Below are 24,887 nucleotides of genomic sequence, written 5' to 3'. Positions count from 1 at the left end.
CTTTTTTTATCATTTATAAAAAGAATACAAGAATATTTGAGTTCAGAAGCTATAAATAGCACAAAGCCACAAAATTTCATTTCAAAGAAATATCTGGTTATATCAATTGCTTTGAGCGTTGCGACGATGGCGGGTGTTATCTGGTACACTTATACTCCCGGAGTTCTCACCCACCTAGCACCAAAAAGGTTGCCCGGTTTATTTATTGCTTTACTGATTTCCTTTTTAAGAGTGTGGCTTTCGGCTGCAAAGATTCGTTTTCTTGCGGAGAAGCAAATTGGTTGGATGGCTTCTTTCAGGGTAGTACTGGCCTGGGACTTTACTTCAGCTGTTTCTCCATCTACTATTGGCGGAGCACCAATGGCTACTTATGCTATGAATAAAGAAGGAATGAAGCTTGGCTCTGCTTCAGCAATAGTGCTATATGGAGTTTTACTTGATCAAATTTGGTTTGCAATGGCGATACCGATTTTGCTCATTTTTGGAGTTTTCTATGAAGTTGTTCCTCCTGAAATAGGCTTGGTTGGGGAAGCCTCGATGGTACTATTGTACTCTTTATTATTGGCGTATGCAGGTTTACTTGCTTACGGAGTTTTGATCAATCCTGCTGCGATAAAAAAAGTAGTGCTTTTTGTATTCAGGCTTCCCTTATTGAGAAAATACAGAGATAATATCGCAATCGAAGCTGAGAATTTAGAGGAGTATGCTCACCAGCTAAGAAAGAAGCCATTTAGTTTTCTGATAAAAGCATTCGTGCTTTCTACAATGTCCTGGATCTGTAGGGTTGCATTGGCAACGGTAGTTATTCTTAGCTTGCTTCCGGCGCCTGAAATTCTTTCAGCTTTAAGAAGTCTGGCCATGAATCTTGCATTTCTGGTTGTGCCTACTCCGGGCGGTAGTGGTGGTGTTGAAGGTTTATTCGTTCTTTTTCAGGGACCATTAATTTCAAGACCATCGTTTATAGGATTAGCAGTATTTCTTTGGAGGATCATCAGTTACTATATAAGCATTGCATTTGGAATGATGGCAACTACCTGGTATATAAATCGCTCTGTTGTTGAAAATCAAATAATAAAAGATTGATTTGGCAAAACTGAGAACCCAATTTGATTGCAGTAATTGCGGGCATACATCAGCAAAATGGCTGGGCAGTTGTCCCTCTTGCGGAAAGTGGAATACCTTTGAAGAATCTAAAGTAGAAGGGAAGGCTGTAAACCATAAAGCAAAAGTTGAGGGTTTGGACAGTTCGGCTAAACCTCAGAACCTGAATGAAGTAGAAACGTCTGAGAAATCCAGATTCCTTAGTAATATAAAGGAGTTTGATCGTGTGCTCGGAGGTGGGTTTCTAAACGGGGCATATATCTTAATCGGAGGAGAACCGGGAGTCGGCAAAAGTACTTTAACCCTTCAAATTGCCAAATCTAATCCCGACTTAAAGATATTATACTGTGCGGGGGAGGAGTCAGCGGGACAAATAAAACAAAGAGCGAAAAGATTGGGAGTTAAATCAGACAAGCTTCTGGTTTATAATGAAACTCAAATCAATAAGATCATCGACGAAGTCCAAAAAATACAACCTGATCTTTTGATAGTAGACTCTATACAGACTGTATACAGAACTGAGCTCCAAAGTATGCCCGGCAGTATTCAGCAGGTAAAGGAATGCGCGGCTTTGTTTCAGCAGTTAGCAAAGAAGAAGAATATCACCACTATTGTGATCGGTCATGTTACCAAAGAAGGAGATATCGCCGGCCCAAGAGTACTGGAGCATATGGTAGATACAGTTCTTCAGTTTGAAGGAGATAAAAATTATACCTATCGATTACTTCGGAGTTTAAAAAACCGTTTTGGTCCGGCGCAGGAAGTTGGCGTTTTTGAAATGAAAGAAGATGGTTTGATAGAAGTTTCAAATCCGTCAGAGTTGTTCATTTCTGATAAAACTGAAGGAGTAAGTGGAAATGCCATAGTATGCACGATGGAAGGTTCCAGACCTCTTTTGATCGAGGTACAGGCTTTAGTGACAGCTTCTGCTTATGGAACACCCCAGAGAACTTCTAACGGTTTTGACCGAAACAGATTAGCACTTTTATTAGCTGTTCTGGAAAAAAGAGCAGGTTATAGTTTTTCAAATCATGATGTGTATTTGAATATAGCAGGTGGGTTCAGATTAAATGATCCTGCCGGAGATCTGGGTGTGTGTTGTGCGTTGGTTTCCAGTTTAACAGATAAAGCCATTAATCAGAGAACAGCATTTATTGGTGAAGTTGGCTTGGGAGGAGAAGTTCGAATCGTGCCTCATATTGAACAAAGGAAGAAAGAAGCAGCAAAATTGGGTTTTAAAAACTCAGTAGTTCCTCAGGGAAAAGGGTCAGAAGGAATCAGGTACGTAAAAGAAGCTATAAAAAAAGCCCTTAGATAAAATCCAAGGGCTTAAATTTGTGATGACAACGGGAATCTAATAATTCTCTCGTTGACGGCGACGTTGCTCGCGCACAGCTTTTTTCATAGCTTCGCGACGCTCCATAGAAGGCTTAGTAAACTGTTGTCTGTCCTTATATTCATTAAGAATACGAGAACGAGTAATAAGCTTCTTAAACCTGTTAATCGCGCGTTCAACACTTTCGTTGTCTTTAACTTCAACACCTAGCATTGAGTCTCACTTCCTTTCGTTTGTTTTTTTATCCCATAATTGGGGTTGCAAATATACAAAAAATGTGGCAAAATCTGGAATTCTAAATTTACTTTAACCAACTGCCGATTTAATGGACGAAGAAAAGTCAACGCCACCTCAGCAAACACAGCATAAAGGCTTTCTGGAAGAGCTTATGGGTGATGTATTTAATTTAGATCGGGGATTGCCCGGGACAATTTGGGGAATGATCAAAACCCCGGGAGTGGTGATAGATGCTTATTTCACAGAACGGGGTAAATATGTGACACCTCTTCGCTATTGTATTTTTATTCTTGCGGTAACCACTTTTATTTCTGTTCGTTTTGTGGATTATGAAGCGATGATGAAAAACGCGATGGAACTTGGTGCAGGAGAGAGTATTGATAATTTGGTTGCTCAGTTATATGAAATAATTCCTTCGTTTGATTGGTCAGCCTATTTTGAAAGTATCAATGAAATTTCGATCAGCTTAGTTCAGAAGTTCAATCAGGCTTTATATTTAGTACTGCTTGCTCCGATGTTCGCGTTATTTTCCAAAATGTTTTTCAAGAAAAACAAAAGTCGTTTTGTTGAGCATTATGTGTTAATGGTTTATTCATTAACAACTTTCTCAATTTTCTCATTATTGATGTTACCTGCAATGAAGATGATGGAGAACACGGACACTCCGCTAATTTTCTTTTTAGGAATTCCGGTTATGCTAGGCTTTCTTTTATGGGCTATGATAAAGTATTTAGGTCTAAAGGGATTTTCAGAGTATCTGCAGGCAGTTATAGCTTTAGTGCTTGGCTATATTTTATATTCGATCGTTCAAACTATTTTGATCTATTTAGGAGCTTATTTGATGGTTGTTCTCTAAGTAATTTCCAGGCCGCTTACACCTAGTCCAAATAATGCAAAGTCGTATTTAGCAGGATCTTTAGGGTCCAGTACACGAAGTTTTTGAGTAAGCTCCTGAACTGCTTTCCAATCGTTTTGCTTGCGTTCCAATAGACCTAAAGCTCGTGCTTGTCTGGCTACATGCACATCAAGAGGAATCATTAGTTCAGAGGCTAGCATAAAGCTCATAGTACTCAGATCAACAGAACCACTTCGGATGCACCATCGCAAATACATATATAATCGCTTGCAGGAGCTGTTCTTTTCAGAATTGGAAATATGCTTTCTGGTTCTTTGTGGTATTTCAGGATGTATAGCAAAGAACTGTTCGTGAAAAACAGCTATCAATTCTCTGTCCTGAGTTTTGGATGTTTTATAACACATCTCCCAAAATCCTTCAAAAGTCTTATACTCTTTTAAAATACTTTGCAGTGTTTTGATGAACCAGTAGATATCTATAGGTTTAAAAGTTCGGTGTTTAAAACCGTCCAGCTTTTCCGCGTCTGATTCATTGAAGTTTAAAATGAAATCAGAAGGTTTATAATCCATTCGTTTAAGCAGATCATCCACTTTGTTAATCACAATGTCACGGCGCCCCCAAGCCATGATGGCTGCAAAAAATCCGGCAAGTTCTTTGTCGTTCTTATCCTCAAAAGCATACATGAACTGGATGGGGTCGTTATCGATGAAATCGGGTTGCTGGATTCGATTTACCAGGGCGTCCAGCTTGGGTTTAAGCTGAAGAAGTTTGTTTTTTGATAGAGGATCGGGCATTAATCAGACAACAGGTTTTAGTTGACAACTTATACAGCTTTTTTGATCATAAAAATGGGTTTGTTTTGGATCCATTGAAAGCCTTCTTGAATGAGTTAGTTTATAAGAATTCGTCAATAAATTCGGTAGGATAAAAATCATTTATATAAAGACTTACTATATCTCGACCTCCTTGGTATGCAATTTCAACCTTTATTTCGGCACCTTCTTCTTCGGCTTTATTTTGGATTATAAAATTTTTAGGAAAACAGAGATTGAATCTACTAATTGAGAAAATTTCATCAGGTAGAATTGGTGTTTTGTCATAAATTGTAATTGATATTGTGTCTTTATCTATCAAACCTTCACTTATCACATTTTTGCTTCTTAAAACATCTAAAGAAAAACTAGCATTATATTTTCTATTGATATGCAAAATCACTTTATGATGTATAGATACTCCTTTTCCTTTGTTGAGAATTTGAAATATTGGACTACAATATAATTGTTCCACACCTTTTTTTTCTTCTGTATAGTAATTCTTGGTTAAAAGTAAATTATCAAAGACTAATTCAGGGTTCAATGATTTGAAGTACAAAGATCTAATCTCATATTCCTCCATAGGTAAATTCTTAAAGTTATGTCTTTTATAATATTTCCCATCTTTTGATATATGAGGAGAATTTTGACTTTCTGGAACTTCAATAATATATATAGTCTTATTAATGTCGTCGTCTTCTCTAATTGGATAGATAATTAAGTCATCTATTTTACGGTGGATATTTGAGTCAATTACATTTTCAAGCCACTCCTTAGTGTATTCATTACCATTTATATAACTGGGTTTTGAAGCAATATGATCTGCTTCCTCTATTCCATAAATGATTACTCCACCAGCAGAATTTGCCATAGAGGAAATATCCTTTGACATTTCCTTTCGGTCAGCAATTGAATCACCTCGTTTGAATTCGAGTTTTAACGATTCTTCAGCTTTCTTATCAATAAGGTCATTTATATAGTTTATATCGAATTTCATATTTAGAAAAGATTATGCTTATAACATATTATTAATGAACATTTCATCATAAGTAAGATATAAAAAATATACTAAGAATCACGCTTATCTTATTGTAAATTATACCTATAGCAAAATATAGGTCATCCCGAACTTGTTTCGGGATCTTTGTAAGGAATTGCTCTTGAAATAGTCTTACTTACTATGAACAAAGGCTATGTGTACTTTCTTACTAACTATCGAAGAACTACGATTTAAATCGGAGTTACCAATAACATTCATTCAAGAGTGTGGAAACATAAACTGGGAGAAGGCTCTTTATTTACTTCAAAGTATAAACTAACCATTCTTATATATGCCGAAGAATACGATAATATAGGTGATGCTATAGCAATGGAGAAGCAACTAAAGAATTGGCATAAACAGTGGAAATGGAATCTGGTAAAGCAAAACAATCCAAAATTAGAGGATTGGTATTTTACCTTAAAAGGATGGTAAACAAGAACAGACTAAAAGCCTTTACGTAAGATCCCGAAACAAGTTCGGGATGACCCTATCTTTAGAATTCTTTAAATCTTAAGATATTTGATGCAGTTTGGAGGTTCTTTAGATTTCTCGGTCGCTTTGACTCTATCATTGCTCATCTCGAAATGACAAATTTCAAATAAGCTCCAAAAAAAGTAGACAATTCACATTCTCACTTCTCACCTTTCAATTCATCACCTATCAACCTCTCCGTCAACACCTTATTCGCTTTTGGAAATGGATATTCTTCCAGTTCAGATCTTTTAACCCAACGAATTTCCTGACTACTTTTTGCTTTAGGCGTTCCTGATATCAGCGTACAAAACCAGGCATGCATTGTTATTGAAAAATGGGAATAGGTATGTTTCAAAGTCATGAATTCTTTAAACGCATGAACTTCAACGTCAAGCTCTTCAAGAAGCTCGCGTTCTACCGTTTGCTGAATAGTTTCTCCTTTTTCCTGTTTGCCGCCGGGAAATTCCCATAATCCGCCAAGCATAGCATCTTCAGGTCTTAGTGCAATTAAAAGTTTACCATCTTCAGCTTCAATAATCCCAACACCAATTACTTTGTGAGGCTTTTTCTTTGCTTTAGATTTGTAGGGAATAATATCTGTCTTAGCAATTTTAGTAGCTATACATCCCGACTGAATGGGGCAGTTCAAACAATCCGGATTATGTGGAGAACAGACCGTCGCTCCCAGTTCCATCATCCCTTGATTGAATTCGGCGGGCTGTTTCTGACTTATGAGCTCGTTTACGAGAGACTGGACCTCTTTTACTGTTCCGGTTTTTCGAACATCATCTTCAATCCCAAAGTATCTGGTGATAACCCGAATTACATTTCCATCAACAACGGCATTAGGTAAACCAAAGGCTATACTTGTGATAGCTGCGGCCGTGTAAGGCCCGATCCCTTTAAGCTTAATGATCTCATCATAAGTCTCAGGAAGTTTTCCATTATAATCCTCTACGATCATTTTTGAAGCCGAATGTAGATTCCGGGCTCTGCTGTAATAACCCAAACCTTCCCATGCCTTCAGGACTTGTTGCTGATCTGCTTTTGCCAGATCAAAAACCGTCGGAAATACCTTCATGAAGTTTTCAAAATAAGGCCAGGCCTGATCAACTCTGGTTTGCTGAAGCATGATCTCAGAGATCCAGATCTTATAGGGATCTTTCTCTTCCCGCCAGGGCATTTCCCGCTTATGTTCTTTGTACCAGTCTAAAAGATTCTCAGTAAATTCTGAATTTGAAAGTTCGGCCAAACTTAATTCCCGTCTCCTCTGGTGATATCCAGAACAGTTAAGGTGACATCCTGTGAGGAAGCTGCCCCAAGTTGATCAGAAGCAATAACACGGAATGTGAAATCTCCGACTTGTCTTGCATTCGGGGTCCATGTAAACATTCCAGTTTCCTCATTTATAGAAGCTCCTTCGGGGAGGTCAACTCCTATATAGCGGATCAGAGAGCTTGAAGGTTCTTCAGGATCAATGGCCTGAATTTGTAAAGAAAATGACTCATTCACCGCAATATTTGAAACTCTTACAGGACTAAATCGAGGCGGAGTATTGAATGAGCGCACATCAACAGTAAAACTAGTGCTGTCTGACAAGCCTTTGGAATTTGTACCTACGATTGTAAACCAATTCATTCCGATTTGATCGGGTCTGGGTTGCCAGTAAAATCCTTGCTTTTTAATTACAGCTGATGATGACCTGGAACGTATAGAAAATTCCACATCGTTTGCTGAATGTCCGTTTTCTACTTCTAACCCAAGCAATAATGAGTTAGGATAAGTAAGAACCTGATCGGGAATGTCTTTCAAAGAAAATGGACCAACAGGTGCAGACTCAATATTCTGATCAACAGTTGAGACTGCAAGACGAGTTATTTTGTTGTTTTCTACAAGCCAAAATTTATCTCCACTTTTTGCGATGTAATTACCTGCCTGAGTATCTGTTTTCCAAGCGATCAGTGCTTCACGGTTTTCTGAATACCACAACTTGCCGGATACTGATCGGATAAATGTAAATCCATTCCAGAATTTAATTGTTTCGACTTTTTCGTTTATGGAGCCGACTTTTCTTCCCAATCCATTTCCGGTAATTTCAAAAACATCTCCGCGAGCGGTGGCTCCCCAAAGTCTGTCTCCATCAATAAAAAGATCAGCTAAACGCTGAGAAATATTTTTACTTTCACTGAAAGAAAGTTGATTGTCTTCAGACTTAAAGACATCCAGTTTGGAGTTTCCGGTAAGTACAAACAATTGATTCGTTGTCGGAGAGGAAACGAGATCAATAACTGACACATTATCACCAACATCAGGAATTATTGTAATTTCAGAATCAACACTTTCGGGAGTATCCAGAGAAAGTGAACCCAAACCAGCTTCTCCTAAAGCGACGTAAAGTTTGTTCTGTAAACGGGCAGCTGCTAAAGGTTTTTCCCTAAGAAGAGTTGCCGAGTATACTCCCAGTATAGATGTAGGTTCTAAGATGGTCAATCTTTTATTTTTTCCAAACATGTAAGCAAAGCGGACATCAGCAGAAAGGTTATATCCACGACGCTGCATACCGGAAGAAGTATATAGCCACTGAAGTTCGTCTGGTTTGATTCTGAAGACTGCCATTCCATCAGTATCAGAAAGTATATAAAGATGTGTTTCCGAAGCTTCAATAGCTTTCACAGAGGGCATATTCATCAATTGTGAATAATCCTGAACGAGAGTTTGATTCTGGGCTTGTACGGATAAAGTTGTTATTAAAACAAATAGAAAACTTTTAACAAATTTAAATCTCTTCATAAACTTATAGCCAATTATGTTTTTTGTACCAATGAATAGTTCTGGAAATACCTTCTTCCAAGGAAACTTGTGGTTTGTAGCCTAATTCTTTTTCTGCTTTTTTTGATGAACACGTCCATTCCAAAACCAGCTCATTGGTTTTTTCTTTGTTTACAACGGGATATTTTCCGATTAATGATGCAGCATTTTCAATAACACTACCAATCTTTTTTACCAAAGCAGGCTCTAATTTTAGTTTAAAAGCTTTTTTCCCCATTACAGTTTGAGTAACGGAATGAATTTGATTCCAATTGTAAGTCTCGGCTGCTGTAATAAAATAGGTATGAACTCCGGGATCCATTTTTTGTGATGCTTGTAATATTCCGTTTATCAAGTCATCTACATACACCATAGAAAGGCGGGGATGGTTCCCATCTCCAACAATTGTACTCAAACCTTTTTTGAAAGTACTAAAATATGTGAATATCTGATCTTCTCTTGGACCATACACTGCAGGAGGGCGAATGACCTTTATGGAATCATTCTTTTCTGCTAACTGATGGATTGTTGTTTCCATGTCTCTTTTAGATCGCCCATACATACTAATCGGAGTTAATATTTTATTTTCATCCACAGGAGTTCCTTGACTCGGTCCGGCAGCCGCGAGCGAAGAAAGTATAACCAGATTTTTAACACCATTTTTTTGGGCAATTCTGATGATATCTTCAGTAGGCTCCACATTAGCTCTGGTAAATTCTTTTTGACTCGATGCTTTTACAATTGCAGCTAAATGAAATACAACATCTACACCTTTAATTCCTTTAGAAAGAGCATTAAAGTCGTTCAGGTCTCCTTTAACTCGTACGAAATCTTTTCCTTCAAGCCATTTATCTGTTGAGCGAACTAAACAGCGTACTTCAGTAAATTTTTCATCCGCGATCAGACGATCTGCTAAGTGACTTCCAATAAAACCTGTAGATCCGGTTATAAAGGCTTTCATATATTGCTTATATTCATCGGTTATTTTTTGCAGAAATTTTTAATTAGGTGTGCTAAAGATACACATCTGCTATTTCCTTTTAAACTTTTATGGAAGATCTTCGAGTTGCTCTGTTTGCGGGCAATTATAATTATATGCGTGATGGTGCTTCGCTAACTTTGAATAGGTTAGTTGACTATCTTGAAAGGCAGAATATTGAAGTGTTAATTTTTGCTCCTGAGGGTAAAAAACCTGCTTTTAAGCATAACGGAAAATTGATTGGAACGCCATCTATTCCCATGTTGATCCCTGGAAGGGATGAATACAGAATCTCTACCTCGTTTCCGAATTTTGCTAAAGAAAAGCTCGAAGAATTTAATCCTAATTTAATTCATGTTGCAACTCCTGACATACTGAACAGTGGTGCTATTAAATGGGCGCAAGAGAATCGGGTTCAACTGGTAGGATCTTATCATACGCATTTTACATCCTACTTTAACTACTATGGACTGAATCCGATTGAGTTCTTGATTTGGCAATTTATAAAATGGTTTTACGGACAATGCACACATGTTTATGTTCCTTCCAGATCAATGATCGAAGAGCTGGAAGAACAGGGTATAACTAAGGGTTTAAAAGTTTGGGCAAGAGGAGTGAATACAGAGTTATTTAGTCCTGCTAAAAGAGATATGGAATTTCGAAGATCAATCGGAATTGAGGATGATGAAATTGTGGTGACTTTTGTTTCTCGTCTGGTGTGGGAAAAAGAACTTCGTACTTATGTTGAAAGCTTAAAACGTGTTCAGGCTAAAAACCCAAAAATTCGGGCATTGATCGTAGGAGCGGGTCAAGCGCAGAAAGAAGTTGAAGAAATGCTGCCCAATGCACATTTTACAGGATTTGTAACGGGAGAAGAGTTGGCCCGTGCTTATGCAAGCAGTGATCTATTTTTATTTCCTTCCCATACGGAAACGTTCGGGAATGTTACTTTAGAAGCAATGGCAAGTGGATTGCCTTGTTTAGTAGCCGATGCAATCGGGAGTAAATCATTGGTTAATGACGGGGTGAATGGTAAATGGGCTAAAAAACAAGATGTGAAGGATTTTACTGAAAAACTGGAATGGCTTATTAGTGACGAAAACAGATTGAAAAAAATGGGTGACAAATCAAGAGAAATGGCTGTTGAATACGAGTGGGATAAAATAAATGCAGGCTTGGTTGAGAATTACAGAGAAGCAATGGAACTTCCCAAACCTCAACTTAAATTCTGATAGATTTGCGAATTCTTTACGTTTCACATCTTCACCCGCCCGAAAATGCGCCTCTGGATAATATGGGAGGGATGCAACGAGTCAGTATGCAACTTATTGACGAACTGAGCACCAGAGAAGACATTGAGATAAAGACAATAATACAGCATTCTCCATGGAAAGGAATAGAAGTTAAAACTGCTTTCTTTCTGACTAAACTCGTTTTTAAACTCCCGAAAATTGTAAAAGAGTTTAAGCCGGATGTAATTCTTTTTTCATCAATGGTAACGGCTTCCTTAGCTAAATTTTGCAGAAATAAAATTGATGTACCTATGGTGACTATCAATCATGGTCATGATGTAAAACTATCAATCGGTATTTATCAGAATTTTGTACCTAAGGTATTTGAAGCATTAGATGGTGTGATATCTGTTTCAGAAGCAACTCGCCAGGAATGTATCAAAAGAGGGATGTCTCCGGAAAAAGGAGTGGCTTTACCGAATGGTTTTGATATGTCAGATTTTAAAGATGTGCCGGATAAAGCCGAAGGAAGAAAAGAAATTGAGGAAGCATTTTCCGTTGATTTGAGTGGAAAATCTTTGTTGCTTACTGTTGGCAGGCAGGTAAAGCGGAAAGGTCATGACTGGTTTATTACAGAAGTACTTCCAAAGATAAAATCTGAGGTAGTTTATTTAGTGATCGGTGCCGGACCAGAGCACGATCGACTTAAAGAAATTGTGAATACATCCAACCTGCAGGATAAAGTATTAATGGTAGGCAAACAGCCGGACGAAGTTTTAAAAAATGCTTACGCAGGAGCTGATATTTTCATTATGCCGAACATCCCAATTCCGGGAGATATGGAAGGTTTTGGTATTGTTTTATTGGAAGCAAATTTGGCAGGAACCCCGGCTGTAGCAGCTGACCTCGAGGGAATAAAAGATGTAATTGAAAATGGAAAGAATGGATTTAAAATTGCAGTCAGAGATGCTGAGAATTTTTCCGGACAGATAGACTCTTTGATAGAGAATGATTTAGAGGAAATGAGCACATCTTCCAGAAAGTATGTACTCGAAAACTTTACATGGAATAAAGTAGCACAGCAATATATTTCTTATCTTAAGGAAATTGTTGAAAACAAGAAAACGTTAGACTAACCGGTACATATTTAATCAAAATTTGATAGAATATTAATACTGGGTATATTTCGCCGTTACAAAAGAATTTTTTTTAAGGATAACCTGCATGGCAGATACGAAAACTGAAGTAGCCAAGAACGACATTTTTGCAAAAGCATATAACTTCACAAAAGCTGATGAAGTTAAAGAATTAGGGCTATATCCGTATTTCAAGCCTTTGGAAGCTACAGACGGTACAATTGTAGAAATCGAAGGACATGAAGTTATCATGGCGGGCTCCAATAATTATCTTGGCTTAACCAATGATAAACGAACTATTGAAGCGGCTCAACAAGCTCTTACTAAATACGGAACAGGATGCACAGGTTCTCGATATTTGAACGGAACTTTGGATATTCATTTAGAGCTTGAAGAAAAACTCGCAGCTTTTATGGGTAAAGAAAACTGTGTTCTTTTCAGCACAGGTTATCAAACCAATGAAGGCACTATACAGACTATTGCTCAACGTAATGATATCATTTTTTCTGATCGTGATAATCACGCTTGTATTGTTGTAGGAACTCTTTGTTCAAACGCAAAAACGATGCGTTATCAGCATAACGATATGGGTCAGCTGAGAAAATTGCTTGAAAAGGCAGATCCGAATGCCGGTAAAGTTATCATTACTGATGGAGTTTTTTCGATGTCAGGTACACTTGCTAAAGTACCTGAATTAGTAAAGCTGGCTAAAGAATTTGGTGCAAGACTTTACTTGGATGATGCACACGCAGTAGGAGTGATTGGAGATGGTGGTCGTGGTTCAGCATCTGTGTTTGGACTAACTGACGAAGTAGACTTGATCAGTGGTACATTCTCAAAATCTTTTGCTTCTTTAGGTGGGTTTATAGTAGGGGATGATAAGGTAATAGAATATATCCGACATTCATCTCCGGCGCATATTTTTAGCGCATCTATGCCTCCTGCAAATGTGGCTACGGTATTAAAAGCACTTGAAATTCTTCAGGAAGAGCCATGGAGAATCAAGAGATTGGAAGAGATCTCAATTTATATGCGCACCGAATTAAAGAATCTTGGGTTTAACGTTTGGTCCAGTGAATCTCCAATTGTTCCGGTTGTTATTGGTGATATGATGGATTGTTTCAAATTCTGGAAAGATCTTTTTGAAGAAGGTGTTTATGCAAATGCTGTAGTACCTCCTGCGGTACCTAAAGGTCAGTCTTTGTTGAGAACCAGTTATATGGCCAGCCACACTAATGAGCATTTAGACAGAATTCTTGAAGCGTTCCGCAAAGTCGGACTAAAACACGGAATTATAGATCAGAACGGAAATTCCGGCACCTAAATCTTTTGATGTATGAATACGAATGGGGTTACCATCGTAACTACAGACGATGAACGGAAACAATTTATTGAATTCCCTTACCAACATTATGCTGACAATGATGTTTGGGTTCCGCCTCTCCGAATGGATCAAAAGAAACTTCTCAGTAAAGAAAAAAATCCCTATTTCCAGAATGCTGAAATGGCATTATTCATTGCCGAGCACAATGGGGAAATAGCCGGCAGAATTTCAGCGGTTGTAGATCACAGGTATAATGAACATCATGGGACGAAAACCGGACACTTTGGTTTTTTTGAATGTATTGATAATCAGCAAACGGCAAACCTATTATTCCGTGTAGCATCAGATTGGTTGAGAGAAAAAGGAATGAAGGATGTGCTTGGTCCTGCTAGTCCGGGAATGATGGATACCATTGGCCTTTTAGTTGATAATTTTGATAAACAGCCTTACCTGTTAATGCCTTATAACAAGCCTTATTATGAGAAGCTTATAAATAATGCAGGCTTTGAAGAAGAAATGGATCTTCTGGCGTTTTATGTAAACAGGGAAGACATTGACTTATCTCGGTTTGAAAGAGCTTTAGAAATTGTATACAAGAGAAATCCGGGGCTTAAAATTCGTGAAGTGAATATGAAAAAACTGAACGAAGAAGTTGAGATCGTTCGAAATATTTATAATCAAGCCTGGAAGGATAATTGGGGATTTCTTCCCCTTACTTTTGAAGAATTGCAGCATACCGCTAAGGACTTTAAAATGATCCTGGATACTGATTTTGCTCATATTGCAGAAATAGATGGTAAGCCTGTTGCTTTTTCCATTGCGTTATTAGACTACAATCAGTTATTCAAAAAGATGAATGGGAATCTATTTCCTTTTGGGATCTTTAAATTCTTGTTCGGCAAAAAGAAAATTGACCGTTTAAGAACTGCTTTACTGGGAGTAATTCCTGAACATAGGGGAAAAGGAATCGATGCTTTGTTAACCCAAAAAGCAATTGAAAAAGGGCTCCCGAGAGGATTAACACAATCAGAGATAAGCTGGGTTTTAGGCACTAATACCGAAATGATCCGCTTGGCTGAGCGCATTGGTGGTTCGTTGGATAAAACCTATAAAATGTATAGGAAACAGCTTTAATAACTTTTTCTTAAGCAAAAGATCTTAGCAACAACAATGAGCTTCTTCATGATCATGTTGGCCATCTTGAGAGCTTGATGCAAAGAAAGAAAACAGAGAATTCGTTTCTGAAAACCTGCTCTGAATGCGAATCGCATTTCCGATTGCAATAAGTGCTACACCTACATCCGCAAAAATAGCCTCCCACATAGTGGCAATCCCAAAGCTGGCCAGAGCCATAACTAAGACCTTTATTCCTAAAGCAAAGAAGATATTCTGCCAGACAATACGATGAGTAAACTTTGAAATATCGATTGCCAATGGAACCCTTGAAGGCTGGTCGGTTTGTATGACAACATCTGCAGTTTCTACGGTTGCATCAGAGCCTATACCTCCCATGGCAATGCCAACATCCGATAATGTAATAACAGGAGCGTCATTAACGCCATCTCCCATAAAGCCTACTACATTTCCTTTACCGATGGCTTCTTCAACAAGTTTAAATTTTTCATCCGGGAGGAGGTTTCCATGTGCTTCATCTATACCAAGATGGTTGGCGACATAAGTAACTACTTCCTGATTATCTCCTGAAAGCATTACTAACTTTTGAAGGCCTCTTTCTTTTAATGCTTCAATCGCTTGTTTACTGTCCTCTTTGATTTCATCAGCTATGCTTAAAGTACCGGCATGTTCTCCATCGACAGCAATATGAATGTAGGTGTACGGTTCTGAAAACAGACCTTCGGAAAATTTAACCTGATGATCTTTCAAAAGATCCATGTTTCCTACAAGTAAATTCTTACCATTAATGACGCCCTTCAAACCTTTCCCTGAAACTTCCTGCTGTTCAGTAACCGGGAGTAGCTCTTGTCCGTTTTTATAACTGAGAATTGCTTTTCCGATTGGATGGGTAGATTGTTGTTCCAAAGAAGCGGCATATTTGATCAACTCACTTTCACTAAAACCATTGTAAGTTTGAACAGATTGTACTTCGAATGAACCTTTGGTCAAAGTTCCGGTTTTATCCATAAAGAGGATGTTCATCTTTCGAAGTTGGTCCAGATAATCTGATCCTTTGAATAAAATTCCGTTTCCTGAAGCTGCTCCAATTCCTCCAAAATATCCCAGGGGAACAGAAATAACCAATCCACAAGGACATGAAACTACCAGAAAGATAAGTGCCCGGTAAAACCAGTCCTGAAAAACATATGATTCAACAAATAAATATGGAAGAAAGGTTATTGCTACAGCCAGCCAGACCACGATCGGGGTGTATACTTTAGCAAATTTTGTAATAAATCGCTGTGTTGGCGCTTTGCGTTTCGATGCTTCCTGAACCATATTAAGAATACCGGAAAGCTTTGTATCTTTAAAAGTACTGGTAACTTTAATGCGAACAACAGAATCCTGATTGATAGATCCGGCCCAAACTTCTTCACCGGCATTAATAGTCATAGGTTTGGATTCACCGGTAAGTGCTGCTGTATTAAATGACGCCCGTTCCGTTATTAATTTACCGTCAAGTGGAACTTTTGCGCCAGGTTTTACCAATACGACTTCCCCTAAACTGACTTTTGAAGGGTGAACTTCAACGGTTTCTCCATTCCGTTCTACAAAAGCAATATCCGGTTGTTGATCGATTAATTTTTTGATGGAATTTCTGGCTCGGTGAACAGCTCCGTGCTGCGCATATTCACCAATGGTATAAAACAACATCACTGCAACCCCTTCAGCATATTCACCCAAAGCGAAAGCACCTATCGTGGCAATTCCCATTAAAAAGAACTCACTGAACAGTGTTCCTTTTTTAAGAGAGTTATATGCTTTGATCCAAACAGACCCACCAACCGCTAAATAGGATAATCCATACAAGGTAAGATACAGGTATTGATTTCCTTCAAACGAAACAGAGTGTTCAAAAATCAAGGCTCCGGTCAGCAATAATGTGCTTATAACGGCCTCTTTGTATTTTTTTATGAATGATATCATTGGGTACATATTTTTTTTAAATAGTACCCATTTCATTCTTAATCCGATTGCAGGTTTTTGTAATTCTTGTGCATTATTACGTCAAATCTGGTCAATCGAAATGCGCTTATTCTCTTTTATTTCTTTAAAGTGAGAAGGCGAGAGTCCGGTTTCGGTTTTAAATTGTCTGGAAAAATGTTGTTGACTGCTGTATCCTAATTCGTAGGCTATTTCTGTCAGATTTAGTTCCCCGTAAACGATCAGTTCTTTTGCACGTTCTATTTTTTGCAGAATGAAATAGCGCTCTATAGATTTACCCTCCACATTCGAAAATAACCGGCTCAGATGTTGATAGTCTTTATTTAAATTTTTAGCCAGATATTCTGAAAGCTTACCCTTCAGCTCCTTATTTGTACGAACCAACTGAATTATAAGCTGTTTGATCTGTTCAACGGTTTTACTACCCTGGTCGTTAATAATTTCGAATCCGTTCTTTTGAACTACATTTATTAAACGCTGATATTCTGCATCGGTAATGGGTTGATCCAGCGTTAATTCTCCAAGCTCGATCTTTTTAACCTGAAAATTTGAAGATTGAAGTTTTTCTTCCAAAACCTCTGCACAATGGCTGCAGACCATGTTTTTTATGTGAAAATGCTGTTTCATTTAGAGTGATTTTCTATTTCTATTAATGAGGATGTCTTTGTATCTAGTTCTACCTCAATGGTAGAGTGACTAAAATTGTAGGGTTTTAAAATTTCTCGAATCTCTTTTTTTACTCTAATGATTTCAGAATATTCTGAGACTCCTTCTAAAATCAAATGAGCAGTAAAGACATGGCTTTCACCATCAAGTGACCACAAGTGAAGATGCTTGGTTTCATCTACAAAATCTTTTTCTAGAAATTTAGATTCTAACTCTTCTATGCTAACGTCATCAGGACTCCCTTGAAGAAATACATATAGGGTTTCTTTTAGTCTCTTGATAACATTCCAAAGAACATAAGCTGTAATTAGAATAGAAAGCGCGGGGTCCAAGTAATGAATATCTTTAAATAGCAAAACAATGGAGACAATCAGAACGGCAGCCCAACCTAAAACATCCTCCAACAAATGCCAGGAAATAACTTTTTCATTGAGAGTTTTTCCGTCGCTAACCTTCCACGCAGCGTAGCCATTTACACTTACCCCAATAATGGCAAAAATAAGCATTCCTTGAGCGTCTGTATGTTCCGGAGTGATAATACGAGCGACCGCTTCATTAATAACAAAGATGGAGCCCGCTATTAAAACAAGGCTGTTGATTAACGCTCCGAGAAGGGAAAACCGTGTATAACCGAAAGTGAACGATCGATTTGCTCCTTGCTTAGATTTGTGATCCAAATACCATGACAATCCAAGTGAGATACTATCACCAAGATCGTGTAATGCATCCGAAATAATGGCAACACTATTTACGTATAATCCTCCAAAAAATTCAAGGATGGTAAATCCTATATTAAGGAAAAAGGCAATTTTTATATTACCGCTATTGTGGGAATGATCGTGACTCATAATTTTTCAATCTAAGGTTTAATGACCGTGAGAAGTCTGGCTTTTCTTCATCTCAGCAATAAGAGAGTAAGCGTTGTTCCAGGCAATTTTTGTGTCTGATGGTAAAGTTTCTAATAACTTAACTTCAACCCATCCATCTTTCTCCAGACCTGTTTTTATTTCAATCGGCGTAAACTTCCATTCTTTTTCTTCATTTTCCTGACCCTCTTCAGCACTAAACATATACGTTTTACCTTCGTCTTCAATGATGGCACTCTCAGGTAATGCAAACACTTCTTTGTCTGTGGTATAGATGTTTCCTTTGATATACATTCCCGGTATTAAATACCCATCTTTCTGATCAATTTCGGCATGTACATGAACTGCTTTCGGGTTTTGTTCGAACTGTTTTCCTACAGAATATATTTTCCCGGTTAATCTTCCATGAGGGACAGATTGGACGGTAAAAGAAATTTTCTGTCCCTTTTTAACCTGATACACATCTTTTTCAAAAACCATCAAATCAGCATGTATATGTTCGTTATTAACAATCATAAATAATTCTGTTTGTGGTTCAACGTATTGTCCGATTTGAATAGTAACGTCTTCAATGTATCCTTCAATAGGACTAACAATGGGCACCACTTCGTAAATATTTCCATTTCTGATTTTTTCAACGCTCAAACTCAATTGCTTTAACTGCGCCTCATATCCCTTAACTTCTGCAACCGTAGCTTTGTGATCTGCTTGTGTTTTTTGGAGTACCTGACCGGAACCAACCTCTCCTTCATATAATCTTTGTTGCCGTGCAAGTTCTTTTTCCAGATACAGCATTTGCTCGTACGCACGAACGTATTGTGTTTGGGTATTAGTAAGATTAGGATGTGCGGCGTAAGCGAGCACCTGATTTTTAGTAACTTTGTCTCCTTCAATAACTTCAATGGAAGTGACATTAGCTCCTAAAATTGCAGTTACGGTAGCCTCGTGTTGTGGAGGAACTTCCAGCTGCCCGTTTGCCTTTATGATGCCTGAAAGATTACGGGTTGGAAGCGTATCAACATTCATTTCAAGACTGTTAAATTTTAGTTGCGTAAGGTATGCAGCATTTGCTTCTTCATTTTCTTCACTCTGCATTAGTGATGCATTTACGGTTTCTATGGCTTCGTTATCTTCAACTTTCGATGTGTTGCAAGCTGCAAAAAAAGAAAGAAGAAGGATTAGTACGATTATATTTATTTGTTGGATATTCATGATATTGTTTTTTATAAAATTAATTACTTGTTAGGAGTATTCAGGTAGTATTCTAATTCATATCTACTATTCAGATAATTACTGAAAGCGTCCCATGAATCTACCTCAATCTGTATGGCATCCCTGATATTTTGAAGAAACATCACGTAATCAATAGCTCCTTCTTTATATGCGGTAAGTGCACCTTTTCTTTGTTCTTCTGCCAGAGGCAGTGCTTCTTCTTTATAATATTCCCAGGAATTAAGCCACTTTAAGTAGTTTTCCTGCATACTGTTGTACCGACTGTTCAATTCTTTTTGAGCCTGATTAAGGTTTTGGCGGGCAATATTAGTTTGGATTTTAGAGGATTGCGTTTTTCCAAGATTTCCCCAAAAAAGTAAAGGGAAACGAACACCCAACTCATATTTGTAGAAACCGGATTGATTTGCGATTTCCTGAAATCCATAACTCGCACTAAATTTTGGCAGAAACTGGCTTTGATCTTTCTTAACCACTGCTTCAGCCACCTCAACTTTTTGCTCCATCATAGTTAAATAAGGATGATTATTAAGAGCATCTTTATTAAAATTGATTGGTTCATCTAACTCTTCAACCGATACATTTTTTACCGTATAAAGAGAATCGCCTTCAAACCATTTATTAAGTTTCCGAACAGCACTCAGATAGTCTCTGAAGGCTTGTTCTTTTTGAATCTTAATTTTATTAGCCTGATTTAGTGTTGAAAGATACTCCAATCTGGAAGTGGCTTCCGTTTCAAGGCGTAGTTCTGCGGCTCTGGAAATATCAGTAAACTGTGCAAATAACTTATCCAGTACATTATATTTTCGCTTTGCACTGAAAACATCCGCCCAGTTTTGCTTTACCATCAATTCTACCTGAACGTATGTGAGTTCGGCACTTTGCTCTGCAAGCTGTTCGTTTTCTTTTTGAAGCTTTAACCGAGAGGGAATTCCCAAAAGATCAAACTCCTGAGACACGCCAAATTTAGTTGTAATTCCATCCGCACCGTTTCCCACTTCTTCCTTGCCGATGAATACTTTAGTATCACCGATTTCCCAAGCGGTTTTCCGTAATGCCTGTTGACTTAGTATTTCAAGTTGTGCTGCTTTTATAGCCGGATAGTTATCCATTGCTTTTTTTACAGCTTGCTCTAAAGAAAGCTCCTGAAGATTAGTTGTTTGTACCGGCTGTGCTTGTACCACACCTGACATAAATAAACTTCCGGTCGCCATTAAAAGAAACACAGAAGCTGTAATTGATTTTCTCTTTAACTTTTTCAGATTTCTTTTTTCAACAAAAGAATATAATACTGGAAGAATAATCAGAGTAAGTAAAGTTGCACTAATTAAACCACCAATTACAACCGTTGCTAAAGGTCGCTGAACCTCGGCACCGGCGGAGGCTGAAAAAGCCATCGGAGTAAATCCCATAATAGCTGCTGTAGCTGTTAATAAAATAGGGCGAAGTCTTTCTTTGGTTCCTATTAAAATTCGTTCTTTCAAATCAGTTACTCCTTCTTCTTTTAATGAATTAAATCGGCTTATTAGCACGAGTCCATTGAGTACCGCTACTCCAAATAGCACAATAAATCCCACTCCCGCAGAAATACTAAACGACATATCCCTGAGTGCCAGGAAGAATATTCCTCCAATTGCTGCTAATGGTATAGCCAGATAAATCATGACCGATTGAGAGAGTGAATTCAGTGCAAAATAGAGCAGGATAAAGATCAGAAACAGTGCAATAGGCACAACAATTGATAATCTGCTTTTTGCACTTTGCAGATTTTCAAATTCACCCCCGTAGGCGATATAATATCCTGCGGGAAGCTCGAGTTCTGCATCCAGTTTTTGCTGAATATCATTAACCACAGATTCCACATCGCGACCTCGGGCATTTACACCGACGTAGGTTCTTCGGAATGTGTTATCACGGGAAATCTGCATGGGGCCGGGTTGGTAGCTGATATCTGCAATTTCTTCTACAGGCACTTGTGAACCACTTGGCAGGTCAATATACATTGAACGTAAATCTTCGATGCTTTGCCGGTTCGCTTCGTCAAAACGAACAACTAAGTCAAATCTTCGCTCTCCTTCGAATACAACCCCAGCCGTTCCTCCTGCAAATGCAGTGCTTACATAATCATTTAGTTTGGCGATGTTAAGACCATATTGAGCTACTTTTTGACGATTATATCTCACCGTCATTTGAGGGAGTCCGGATATTCTTTCAGGACTTACATCCCCAACACCAGAAACCGTTTGTATGATAGATGCCATTTCATCCACTTTTTGAGAAAGTATTTCTAAGTTTTCACCATATAGTTTCACTGCAATGTCTTCTCTCACACCTTCCAGTAACTCATTAAATCGAAGTTCAACAGGTTGAGTAAACACCAGATTCACACCTACAAGGGATTCGTTAAGAGTTGTTTGTATCTTTTCGATAAGTTCGTCTTTGGAAGAGGCTGATACCCAACTGTCTTTATCTTTATTTAGTATGATGTACATATCCGCGATATCCATAGGCATAGGATCTGTGGGAATATCAGCTACACCAATACGCGCTGTTACCGTTTCTATCTCCGGAAACTTTTGTAATAGTATAGTCTCAATTTTTTTGGATTGTTCAATGGATTCAGATAACCCACTGCCAGAACGTAATAGAGCCTGCATGGCAATATCACCTTCATCCAATTGAGGAATAAATTCACCACCCATGCGGGAAAATGTAAATAGTGATGCTAAAAACAGAATCACAGCGGCACTAATTACAATTAGCTTTCTCTTTAATGCTAATTCTAAAAGAGGATTGTAAATACGTTGAAGTGCTCCAATGAGCTTATTACTCAATTTTTCGAGTGCCTGTTCAAATCGTGCAAACCATCCATTTTTATTGGTAGAAGGCTTCATCGCTATTGATGAAATCATAGGAACGTACGTAAGGCAAAGAATAATAGCTCCTATCACTGCATAGCCAAAAGTAAAGGCCATTGGGCGGAACATTTTACCTTCTACACCTTCAAGAAAGAGAATTGGGGCAAATACGATGAGTATAATTAATTGGCCGAAAAAGGCGGAATTCATCATCGTGCTGCCGGCTTTGTAGGTAAGCTCATCCATTTGTTTTTTACCAAACTTACTCTTGCCGGATTTTACTCTTTTTTCTATCTCGTGTACCGTGCCTTCCACAATGATGACAGCCCCGTCAACGATAATTCCGAAATCTATGGCTCCAAGACTCATCAGGTTTGCCCAAACTCCGGTTGCCTTCATCATAATAAAAGCAAAAAGTAACGATAAAGGGATAAGTGATGCAGTAACTAAACCACCCCGTAAACTTCCGAGTAAGATCACTAAAACAAATACTACAATTAATGCTCCCTCAATTAAATTTTTGGAAACGGTGCTTGTGGTACGTTCGATCAGGGCGCTTCGATCGAGAAAGGGTTCAATTTTTAATCCATCAGGTAGAGATTCCTGAACTTCAGCAATTCTATCCTGAACTCTTTGAATGGTTGCATTTGGATTTGACCCTTTCAACATCATAATAATACCACCTACCGCTTCTTCACCATCTTGAGTAAAAGCACCATATCGGGTTTGTGTACCAAATTGTACTTTTTCCGCAACGTCATTGATAAGAACAGGGATTCCGTTTTCATTTTTAATGACAATGTTTCTAATGTCTTCTAAAGATCGAATCAATCCCTCTCCGCGGATAAAATTCGCCATTTTATTTTTCTCGATGTAAGCTCCACCGGTATTTACATTGTTCATAGCAAGGGCGTCATACACTTCAGAAATGGTAACTCCCATAGCATTTAATTTGTCTGGATCAATAGCCACTTCGTATTGTTTGATACCGCCACCAAACGAATTAACCTCTACCACGCCATCCAACAGAACCATTTGACGTTTTATGATCCAATCCTGTATTGTGCGAAGATCGTTTGGGGTGTATTCTGATTCATACTCCGGACTAACTTTTATAGAATACTCATAGATCTGACCCAATCCACTTGAAATAGGACCCATTGCCGGGCTTCCAAACTTATCAGGTATGGTTTCACCCAGTTCGTTTAGTTTTTCTTGTACAAGCTGTCGGGGCAGGTAAGTACCCATATCATCTTCAAAGACGATGGTAACCACTGACAGACCGAATCTTGAAATAGACCGAATTTCGGTTACTCCCGGAAGATTTCCCATTGCCAGTTCTACCGGATAAGTCACAAATTGCTCGATATCTTCCGTACCCAGATTTTCTGATACGGTAATTACCTGAACCTGATTATTCGTGATATCAGGTACAGAACCCAAATTAATGGTCATCATGGAGTATGTTCCAACTCCTATTAAGGTTAAAATGAATAAGCCAATAATGAACTTATTATTTATTGAGAACGATATTATTTTATTAATCATAAAAAATTAAAACTGTCCCTTATCTCAGGGAGTGTTGAATAGAAATCAGATTTAAAGACTTGATTGTATAAATCTGTATGAATATGAAGACTCAAAACTCTTGGAAAGACGCTTGCATTATGACTGATACGAATCAATCAAGTTCAAAAAGAGTTTAAGTAAATAGGGTGAGTCTAATTCAGCAGAACTACCGTTCGCAGAGATGCTAATTCTTTATGTTCTATTATAGGTGGGATAAACTCAGTTAATTGTTTTTTTGCTGAATTTGGTAAAATTAAAACCAACTGATAAAGATCATTGTTGATCTTCTCGATGGTTTTATCCTGATTAAAACGATTTACTCTATTGTCTTTGGCACAAGTTTCATCGAGTTCCAGATCGTTGCAGTCTATACAATAATCAGAGTCAGAATGGAATTCAGCTTCAGTGTCAGAAAAAATAATATCTGCATGCAAATCACAGTCTGAAGCAATTCCAAAAGAAAGAGGGGATGTTGATTCTATGTTGATATCCCCATTCGATTCAAAACAGTAGATCAATGAATCGGCAAAACCATGTACACTCAGGCTGTGTATGCTAAAGAATAGCAATAATGCTACTGAAGTAACTTTTATAATAGTATGTGAGTTCTTGATCATGATTTTTAAGTGAAACCAAAGATAAGATAAAAAAATTCACATACCTTATATTTTCTTGTTTTAAACTTGATGTATTTTGATGTATAAAATTTCTTATTTCCCGTATAGAATTTTTGAAGCACTTCTTAAATAAAATTCTTTTTAGTATAATTGAAGTGTGAAAATTTCAACATCATATAAATTTATTTCAACTCTTTTGAGCCTAAGCATGGTCTTAAGCTTTACGGTTTCTCTTTGTTCAATGAGCACTATGGAAGAAGTCTGTGAGCGGATGATGACGGAACACAGTTCTACGGGAATGGTTGAAATGGGGCACGATACCGGGCATCAGGATATGAATATGATGCATGAAAAGGAGACATCAACTTCTTCAGATTGTAAAATGACTGTTGATTGTGATTGCATGACAGACAAAAACCTGATTGCTACCATCGCACCTACAGTAGTTTTAAAGATCAGTACACCATCTTTTCAATTTACTTTTGAGGAGTTTTCTTCAGTTAATAGTGATCAAATACCAAGAAATTCTGACCTCACCTTAACAAATTCTTATTCGCCGCCACCTCTCTTTTTGGCGAATGAATCTTTCCTGATTTAGGGATAACTACGTCCAATATTTATCAT

21 protein-coding genes are annotated in these 24,887 nt (G+C 37.9%); 9 read left to right on the top strand and 12 right to left on the bottom strand.

Going from position 1 to position 24,887, the window contains the following annotated elements; genetic code table 11:
* The first annotated feature begins 36 nt into the window (after nucleotides 1-36).
* Entirely contained in the window at nucleotides 37-1,083 is a 1,047-nt protein-coding gene (locus A8B79_RS15750) for a lysylphosphatidylglycerol synthase transmembrane domain-containing protein (protein WP_235603776.1), read from the top strand.
* A 1-nt stretch (nucleotide 1,084) separates the two neighbouring features.
* Complete coding sequence (gene radA / locus A8B79_RS15745; protein WP_066224708.1) at nucleotides 1,085-2,419, top strand: DNA repair protein RadA; 1,335 nt, start codon at nucleotides 1,085-1,087, stop codon at nucleotides 2,417-2,419.
* Nucleotides 2,420-2,455: 36 nt separating this feature from the next.
* On the opposite strand, the gene rpsU is transcribed toward radA, so the two are convergent.
* Complete coding sequence (gene rpsU, locus A8B79_RS15740; RefSeq protein ID WP_066224705.1) at nucleotides 2,456-2,650, bottom strand: 30S ribosomal protein S21; 195 nt, start codon at nucleotides 2,648-2,650, stop codon at nucleotides 2,456-2,458.
* Between the two features lie 112 nt (nucleotides 2,651-2,762).
* On the opposite strand from rpsU, the gene A8B79_RS15735 reads away from it, so the two are divergent.
* A complete protein-coding gene (locus tag A8B79_RS15735) occupies nucleotides 2,763-3,530 on the top strand; it encodes a DUF3667 domain-containing protein (protein WP_066224702.1) in 768 nt (255 codons plus the stop codon).
* On the opposite strand, the gene A8B79_RS15730 is transcribed toward A8B79_RS15735, so the two are convergent.
* Both A8B79_RS15730 and A8B79_RS15725 read right to left on the bottom strand, forming a co-directional pair.
* Nucleotides 3,527-4,324, bottom strand: a complete 798-nt coding sequence (locus A8B79_RS15730) for a TIGR02757 family protein (RefSeq protein WP_066224700.1) — start codon at nucleotides 4,322-4,324, stop codon at nucleotides 3,527-3,529. The two genes, A8B79_RS15735 and A8B79_RS15730, sit on opposite strands and share 4 nt — an antisense overlap.
* Before the next feature lie 100 nt (nucleotides 4,325-4,424).
* Nucleotides 4,425-5,339 carry an AlbA family DNA-binding domain-containing protein gene (locus tag A8B79_RS15725; RefSeq protein ID WP_066224697.1) on the bottom strand — a complete coding sequence of 305 codons (915 nt, stop codon included), beginning with the start codon at nucleotides 5,337-5,339 and terminating at the stop codon, nucleotides 4,425-4,427.
* Between the two features lie 237 nt (nucleotides 5,340-5,576).
* On the opposite strand from A8B79_RS15725, the gene A8B79_RS15720 reads away from it, so the two are divergent.
* The gene (locus tag A8B79_RS15720) at nucleotides 5,577-5,816 is read left to right on the top strand and encodes a GIY-YIG nuclease family protein (RefSeq protein ID WP_268872945.1); all 240 of its coding nucleotides are present in this window, start codon (nucleotides 5,577-5,579) and stop codon (nucleotides 5,814-5,816) included.
* Between the two features lie 199 nt (nucleotides 5,817-6,015).
* On the opposite strand, the gene mutY is transcribed toward A8B79_RS15720, so the two are convergent.
* The 3 genes from mutY to A8B79_RS15705 are packed head-to-tail and all read right to left on the bottom strand — an operon-like array spanning nucleotide 6,016 to nucleotide 9,627.
* Entirely contained in the window at nucleotides 6,016-7,110 is a 1,095-nt protein-coding gene (mutY, locus tag A8B79_RS15715) for an A/G-specific adenine glycosylase (RefSeq protein ID WP_076782633.1), read from the bottom strand.
* 2 nt (nucleotides 7,111-7,112) lie between these two features.
* A complete protein-coding gene (locus A8B79_RS15710) occupies nucleotides 7,113-8,648 on the bottom strand; it encodes an Ig domain-containing protein (RefSeq protein WP_066224694.1) in 1,536 nt (511 codons plus the stop codon).
* Between the two features lie 4 nt (nucleotides 8,649-8,652).
* The gene (locus A8B79_RS15705) at nucleotides 8,653-9,627 is read right to left on the bottom strand and encodes an NAD-dependent epimerase/dehydratase family protein (protein ID WP_066224691.1); all 975 of its coding nucleotides are present in this window, start codon (nucleotides 9,625-9,627) and stop codon (nucleotides 8,653-8,655) included.
* 89 nt (nucleotides 9,628-9,716) lie between these two features.
* Here A8B79_RS15705 and A8B79_RS15700 point away from each other — a divergent pair, with 89 nt between their 5' ends.
* The 4 genes from A8B79_RS15700 to A8B79_RS15685 all read left to right on the top strand — a co-directional run bounded on the left by A8B79_RS15700 (nucleotide 9,717) and on the right by A8B79_RS15685 (nucleotide 14,471).
* Entirely contained in the window at nucleotides 9,717-10,877 is a 1,161-nt protein-coding gene (locus A8B79_RS15700) for a glycosyltransferase family 4 protein (RefSeq protein WP_066224689.1), read from the top strand.
* Between the two features lie 5 nt (nucleotides 10,878-10,882).
* Nucleotides 10,883-12,013 carry a glycosyltransferase family 4 protein gene (locus A8B79_RS15695; protein ID WP_235603775.1) on the top strand — a complete coding sequence of 377 codons (1,131 nt, stop codon included), beginning with the start codon at nucleotides 10,883-10,885 and terminating at the stop codon, nucleotides 12,011-12,013.
* An 88-nt stretch (nucleotides 12,014-12,101) separates the two neighbouring features.
* Complete coding sequence (locus A8B79_RS15690; RefSeq protein ID WP_066224687.1) at nucleotides 12,102-13,337, top strand: aminotransferase class I/II-fold pyridoxal phosphate-dependent enzyme; 1,236 nt, start codon at nucleotides 12,102-12,104, stop codon at nucleotides 13,335-13,337.
* 12 nt (nucleotides 13,338-13,349) lie between these two features.
* The gene (locus tag A8B79_RS15685; protein ID WP_066224685.1) at nucleotides 13,350-14,471 is read left to right on the top strand and encodes a GNAT family N-acetyltransferase; all 1,122 of its coding nucleotides are present in this window, start codon (nucleotides 13,350-13,352) and stop codon (nucleotides 14,469-14,471) included.
* Nucleotides 14,472-14,495: 24 nt separating this feature from the next.
* On the opposite strand, the gene A8B79_RS15680 is transcribed toward A8B79_RS15685, so the two are convergent.
* From A8B79_RS15680 to A8B79_RS15655, 6 genes are all read right to left on the bottom strand, one after another.
* The gene (locus tag A8B79_RS15680; protein ID WP_066224682.1) at nucleotides 14,496-16,439 is read right to left on the bottom strand and encodes a heavy metal translocating P-type ATPase; all 1,944 of its coding nucleotides are present in this window, start codon (nucleotides 16,437-16,439) and stop codon (nucleotides 14,496-14,498) included.
* Between the two features lie 81 nt (nucleotides 16,440-16,520).
* Nucleotides 16,521-17,084, bottom strand: coding sequence for an AraC family transcriptional regulator (locus tag A8B79_RS15675; protein ID WP_066224681.1), 564 nt, complete (start codon nucleotides 17,082-17,084; stop codon nucleotides 16,521-16,523).
* Nucleotides 17,081-17,971 carry a cation diffusion facilitator family transporter gene (locus A8B79_RS15670; protein ID WP_066224678.1) on the bottom strand — a complete coding sequence of 297 codons (891 nt, stop codon included), beginning with the start codon at nucleotides 17,969-17,971 and terminating at the stop codon, nucleotides 17,081-17,083. Before A8B79_RS15670 ends, A8B79_RS15675 begins: the two co-directional genes overlap by 4 nt.
* Before the next feature lie 18 nt (nucleotides 17,972-17,989).
* Nucleotides 17,990-19,201 carry an efflux RND transporter periplasmic adaptor subunit gene (locus A8B79_RS15665; protein ID WP_066224676.1) on the bottom strand — a complete coding sequence of 404 codons (1,212 nt, stop codon included), beginning with the start codon at nucleotides 19,199-19,201 and terminating at the stop codon, nucleotides 17,990-17,992.
* A gap of 23 nt (nucleotides 19,202-19,224) precedes the next feature.
* Nucleotides 19,225-23,625 carry a CusA/CzcA family heavy metal efflux RND transporter gene (locus tag A8B79_RS15660; RefSeq protein ID WP_066224673.1) on the bottom strand — a complete coding sequence of 1,467 codons (4,401 nt, stop codon included), beginning with the start codon at nucleotides 23,623-23,625 and terminating at the stop codon, nucleotides 19,225-19,227.
* Between the two features lie 173 nt (nucleotides 23,626-23,798).
* Entirely contained in the window at nucleotides 23,799-24,263 is a 465-nt protein-coding gene (locus A8B79_RS15655; RefSeq protein WP_066224670.1) for a hypothetical protein, read from the bottom strand.
* A 208-nt stretch (nucleotides 24,264-24,471) separates the two neighbouring features.
* Here A8B79_RS15655 and A8B79_RS15650 point away from each other — a divergent pair, with 208 nt between their 5' ends.
* Nucleotides 24,472-24,861, top strand: a complete 390-nt coding sequence (locus A8B79_RS15650) for a hypothetical protein (RefSeq protein ID WP_153038461.1) — start codon at nucleotides 24,472-24,474, stop codon at nucleotides 24,859-24,861.
* The last annotated feature ends 26 nt before the right edge of the window (nucleotides 24,862-24,887 follow it).

Origin of the sequence: Balneola sp. EhC07, from assembly GCF_001650905.1 — a bacterium.
GTDB lineage: Bacteria > Bacteroidota > Rhodothermia > Balneolales > Balneolaceae > Balneola.
The sequence above is the reverse complement of the archived record's forward strand: the minus strand, read 5'-3'. Positions and strand labels throughout refer to the sequence as shown.

What these genes read in the sequence shown, in the direction of transcription:
- rpsU (WP_066224705.1), bottom strand. Translation starts at nt 2,650, where the DNA reads ATGCTAGGTGTTGAAGTTAAAGACAACGAAAGTGTTGAACGCGCGATT.
- A8B79_RS15735 (WP_066224702.1), top strand. Translation starts at nt 2,763, where the DNA reads ATGGACGAAGAAAAGTCAACGCCACCTCAGCAAACACAGCATAAAGGC.
- A8B79_RS15730 (WP_066224700.1), bottom strand. Translation starts at nt 4,324, where the DNA reads ATGCCCGATCCTCTATCAAAAAACAAACTTCTTCAGCTTAAACCCAAG.
- A8B79_RS15725 (WP_066224697.1), bottom strand. Translation starts at nt 5,339, where the DNA reads ATGAAATTCGATATAAACTATATAAATGACCTTATTGATAAGAAAGCT.
- A8B79_RS15710 (WP_066224694.1), bottom strand. Translation starts at nt 8,648, where the DNA reads ATGAAGAGATTTAAATTTGTTAAAAGTTTTCTATTTGTTTTAATAACA.
- A8B79_RS15705 (WP_066224691.1), bottom strand. Translation starts at nt 9,627, where the DNA reads ATGAAAGCCTTTATAACCGGATCTACAGGTTTTATTGGAAGTCACTTA.
- A8B79_RS15700 (WP_066224689.1), top strand. Translation starts at nt 9,717, where the DNA reads ATGGAAGATCTTCGAGTTGCTCTGTTTGCGGGCAATTATAATTATATG.
- A8B79_RS15690 (WP_066224687.1), top strand. Translation starts at nt 12,102, where the DNA reads ATGGCAGATACGAAAACTGAAGTAGCCAAGAACGACATTTTTGCAAAA.
- A8B79_RS15685 (WP_066224685.1), top strand. Translation starts at nt 13,350, where the DNA reads ATGAATACGAATGGGGTTACCATCGTAACTACAGACGATGAACGGAAA.
- A8B79_RS15680 (WP_066224682.1), bottom strand. Translation starts at nt 16,439, where the DNA reads ATGATATCATTCATAAAAAAATACAAAGAGGCCGTTATAAGCACATTA.
- A8B79_RS15675 (WP_066224681.1), bottom strand. Translation starts at nt 17,084, where the DNA reads ATGAAACAGCATTTTCACATAAAAAACATGGTCTGCAGCCATTGTGCA.
- A8B79_RS15670 (WP_066224678.1), bottom strand. Translation starts at nt 17,971, where the DNA reads ATGAGTCACGATCATTCCCACAATAGCGGTAATATAAAAATTGCCTTT.
- A8B79_RS15665 (WP_066224676.1), bottom strand. Translation starts at nt 19,201, where the DNA reads ATGAATATCCAACAAATAAATATAATCGTACTAATCCTTCTTCTTTCT.
- A8B79_RS15660 (WP_066224673.1), bottom strand. Translation starts at nt 23,625, where the DNA reads ATGATTAATAAAATAATATCGTTCTCAATAAATAATAAGTTCATTATT.
- A8B79_RS15655 (WP_066224670.1), bottom strand. Translation starts at nt 24,263, where the DNA reads ATGATCAAGAACTCACATACTATTATAAAAGTTACTTCAGTAGCATTA.
- A8B79_RS15650 (WP_153038461.1), top strand. Translation starts at nt 24,472, where the DNA reads ATGGTCTTAAGCTTTACGGTTTCTCTTTGTTCAATGAGCACTATGGAA.